General features: G+C 43.3%; 5 protein-coding genes. 1 reads left to right on the top strand and 4 read right to left on the bottom strand.

Going from position 1 to position 3,938, the window contains the following annotated elements:
- Positions 1 to 67 precede the first annotated feature (67 nt).
- From PN462_RS21295 to PN462_RS21280, 4 genes are all read right to left on the bottom strand, one after another.
- Positions 68 to 811, bottom strand: coding sequence for a HEAT repeat domain-containing protein (locus PN462_RS21295; protein WP_272130859.1), 744 nt, complete (start codon positions 809 to 811; stop codon positions 68 to 70).
- Positions 812 to 963: 152 nt separating this feature from the next.
- Positions 964 to 1,431 carry a GNAT family N-acetyltransferase gene (locus PN462_RS21290; protein WP_272130858.1) on the bottom strand — a complete coding sequence of 156 codons (468 nt, stop codon included), beginning with the start codon at positions 1,429 to 1,431 and terminating at the stop codon, positions 964 to 966.
- Positions 1,431 to 1,613 carry a hypothetical protein gene (locus tag PN462_RS21285; protein ID WP_443029249.1) on the bottom strand — a complete coding sequence of 61 codons (183 nt, stop codon included), beginning with the start codon at positions 1,611 to 1,613 and terminating at the stop codon, positions 1,431 to 1,433. Before PN462_RS21285 ends, PN462_RS21290 begins: the two co-directional genes overlap by 1 nt.
- 118 nt (positions 1,614 to 1,731) lie before the next feature.
- Positions 1,732 to 2,013: a DUF7219 family protein gene (locus PN462_RS21280; RefSeq protein WP_272130856.1), complete on the bottom strand. Its 282-nt coding sequence runs from the start codon at positions 2,011 to 2,013 to the stop codon at positions 1,732 to 1,734.
- A gap of 1,253 nt (positions 2,014 to 3,266) precedes the next feature.
- Here PN462_RS21280 and PN462_RS21275 point away from each other — a divergent pair.
- Positions 3,267 to 3,674 carry a MarC family protein gene (locus tag PN462_RS21275; protein WP_272130855.1) on the top strand — a complete coding sequence of 136 codons (408 nt, stop codon included), beginning with the start codon at positions 3,267 to 3,269 and terminating at the stop codon, positions 3,672 to 3,674.
- The last annotated feature ends 264 nt before the right edge of the window (positions 3,675 to 3,938 follow it).

The raw sequence follows: 3,938 nt of genomic DNA, 5'->3' as shown, positions 1-3,938 counted from the left end.
CCTGTTCCGAGGTGGGGGAGAAAAGCGGCTCTTTTGTTGAATGAAAGTTGAACCCTGAATGCTGACTTCACACTAATCCTTCTAACTCCAACTCCTCAATCATCTGTAACCCACGGGGATCACCTACCCGTAACAAGGCAGTTTTTGTATCTTCTGTGACTCCCATATCCTGATCTTCCACCAATGTCTCTAATAATGCGTCAATGGCAGTGGCATAAACTACATTAGAGGGGAGTTCTCGGCAGAGTTGACCAATGGACCAGGCGCAATTGCTGCGGACTGCGGGGATTGAGTCTTGCCGTAATCCTTCAATTAAGGGCGGGATGGCGGCAATCATATCTTCGTATTCTAACTTGGCCATCTGCGCCAGACTACTGGCCGCCCAGAGACGGACTGCCGGAATATCGGTTCTTAATGCTTTTGTGAGGGGGTTTAAGGTTCTGCGATCGCGGCAATTCCCCAAAGCCCAAATTAACCCCTTGCGGACATACCCATTCCATTCTTGATGATACTGTTCAATCAACGGCTCAACGGTCTCTGGACTGGGATTACGGCCTAACCCATAGGCTACACTCACCCGCACTAAAGGACACACATCCTTTAATAACGCCACTAATAAAGGAATGGCTCGCTCATCCTGAATTTGGCTAAAGGCCCGGGCTGCGATCATCCGTTGTGAGGAATCCGGAGATGAGAGCAAGGCTAACATCTGTTCTGGATCGGGGGGAGGAGTTTGATCGGCCTCTAGTTCATCAAGGGGACTTTCTAAATCATCCTCGAATTCTAACAGGCTCTGTTCGTCGTCATTCATGTTCAAGTCTCAGCCGTGATCTGCGATCCTCAAAATCCCTTTTTTGAGAAGGGGATCATCGAGAATTGGACGAGTTGGGCGGCAGTCTGTCCTCTTTTTAGCATACCATCCCATTGACCCCATTGGAGGGACTGGACTGGCGAATTAGGGGACTAGAATTTTTTGATCATTAAACGCGATCGCGTTTCATATCCCAAGCGATCGTACAACCGTCGGGCCGCCCGATTCTGTTCAAATACTTGTAAGCCGATTTTCCCATGGCCACAACTTTCCGCCCACTGTTGGGCTAACGTCATTAACGCCGTGCCAATTCCCTGATTACGGTGTTTTGGGGCAACATAGACTAAAAAAATATGGGTATAGCGATCGCCGCTTTCCTGAGCAACCCCGGTCCCCAACCACAAACATCCCACCCGCACCTCCTCCCCAGTGGCCACCCACCATAAAGGAGTCTCTGGGGAAAAATACTGGGCTACCGTATCCGCTAAATGGGCAAAATTTCCCTGATTGGGGAATAACTCCCCATAGGTTTGCCCCATAAACTTGAGCAACAACGCCCGATCTTTCCCCAAACCCTTAATCCAGTGATACCCCTCCGGGAGTGGACTGTTTAAACCCACTAAAACTTAGCCCACAACGACACCCCCTCCCCACTCACAGAAGGAGCAACCTGAACCATTCCCGTCGGGGCCGGGGCCACCATATCATCCGGGAGAAAAATCCGCGCACTCACCGCCAGCAACGCCACCAGAAAAATTAATACCACCAACAAGGGCGCGATATATTGACGAAAGAAAGACATCATGGTAAAGAATACTTATTAAAGAAACCTAAGACAAGAACAGTCACCAAAATAACCCTAGTTTAACGACTAGGGGGCAGAAACGCAAAGTATTCCGTCAGCACCTCTTCCTTCAATCTTAAAAGTTATTATCATCCATAATCCCCAATTCCTTACGACTTTGTTTAATTTTTTTCCAAAGGGATTTAATTTGTTGATAGGCTTCCTCTGATGTGAGTTTCCCCGCCGTTTCTAGGTTGCAAATATAATTCACCTTTTGAGCAAATTCTTGTAAATTGGCATTAAACACTAAATTACTAGGCTTAAAGTCTCCATAGTAGGCAGAGCGAGGATAGAGGAACTTTTCTTTATCCGGGTTAAAATTATTATCGGGATCGGGATTATGATTAGGGTTAGTCATAGTTTTTAGAGAAATTCTTGAGAAAAATGTATTCCAGTTGTAATCACTGAATTTCCTATTTTGATAACTTAATTATACCAAAAAATGATACGTAACCTCATATTCTTGAATGAATCACTACAAAAAAGCACCCATCATCAGTTATCAAAACCGGAAATAAGAAATAAAAGAGGGGTTAGTAAATTTACCCAAAAGAGAAAATTTTTTAGATCAGGATTCGATTAACTACTCTCTGTGATCTCAAGCAGACCTCAAGATCAGAACTTACTCAAAAAATAGGCACATCTAGCACCACTCCTCTCTACCATAACCGAAACAAGGGCGAACTCCCAACCCTCCAACGGACGAGAGGGAAGAATAATATCAACATCGAAGCGACAAACCCAAGACTTTCCCCTGTTGCTAACTCCAATAGTCACTTGTCGAACATTTCACCATGTAATCCAACCCCCCAAAAACATTGGGTTACACCCCGTTAAACCCAACCCACACACCATGGCCCACCCGGTTGAGTCGCTACAGACACCACCACCATGGCTTTGGGAAACGGTAAAATCACGTACATTGGGTAAGTTTAGAGTCATAATTTGCAGAGGAAACCGACACTTAAAAATCCTCAGTAATGTATTGAAAACTGACCGAGACTCAGCCTAAAATAGAATCAGATAGATAGGCGAGTCAGTATTACTCTTTAAAGTTAAACCAGTTAGGAGTTCGGACAGTCTTTTACTCAGGCCCTCACCCCCAAACCCCCTCTCCCACCTTGGGCGAGGGGGAGCAAGTGTCTTTCACTGATTGGCACACCGCTATATAGAATGATTTTATGACCTTAATTTTATGCTCTTGATAGAGTAAAAAAGCTCTCCTCAAAACAAAATCAATCTCATAGTATTGAGTGATAACTCTAAGATATTTTGAGACAACAAAACAGACGTAACTTATTGGTTTGTCTCCAGCAAAATTAGTTATTCTCGGACTTTGTACTGCCTATTCTATGGCTGCTCTCCCCAGTAAATTCATTAACTGCAACTCTTATGGACTCTCTCTTTCAATCAACCGCCCTTTTCTTTGTTCTCTTGAATCCTTTCTTGATGAGTATTTTCTTGATTGATCTGATTCAAGATTTTTCCTTGCGCTCTTTCATTACTATTTTAACTCAAGGAACAATTATTAGTTGTTGTGTTTTTATCCTTTTTGCCATCCTTGGTGATGCCATTTTTAAAGATGTTTGACAAGCGAGATTTGCTTCTTTTTTGATTTTTGGAGGAATTATTTTTTTAGTAATTGGAATTCGCTTTGTATTTGGGGGAAGTGATGCCCTGCGATCGCTGCGTGGCGGAGACATCGATGAAGCAGCGGCCAAAGTCGCTATGCCGTACATGATAGGGCCAGGAACAGTCAGTGCAAGTATTTTCACCGGAAGTCATCTCACCCCCCCTTGGGCAATTCTTGCCATTCTCATTGCCCTATTATTAACCTTTTTTGGCATTATCCTTTTTAAAATTGTCCATGACGATGTGAAAAAACGGGATGAAAAATTGGTGGAACGCTATATTGATATTGTCGGTCGAGTGATGTCTTTAGTGATTGGCACATTTGCCCTAGAAATGATTATTCAAGGCATTGAAATTTTATTGACAGATTGGGGATTTATTGCTTAGTTTGTTTTTTGTAAACAAGGGAACAGGGAATAGGGAACAGTAACGAATCCTTTATTATCAACTCTCAACTATCCACGTTGTTTATTGTTTGGACAACCTTCAGTGTGTTTCTTTTAACCCGTTTTGAACGGGTTTAAGCTCTTAGCCTTGGGTTTCTAACCCAAGGTGTATTTTTAACCCAAGGTGTATTTTTAACCCAAGGTGTATTTTTAACCCAAGGTGTATTTTTAACCCAAGGTGTATTTTTAACCCAAGGTGTATTTT

Origin of the sequence: Spirulina sp. CS-785/01 (genome assembly GCF_028330525.1) — a bacterium.
In the GTDB taxonomy this organism is placed as follows: Bacteria; Cyanobacteriota; Cyanobacteriia; order Cyanobacteriales; family Spirulinaceae; genus JAQMSD01.
Note: the sequence above shows the minus strand (reverse complement) of the source record. Positions and strands in the feature narration are given on the sequence as shown.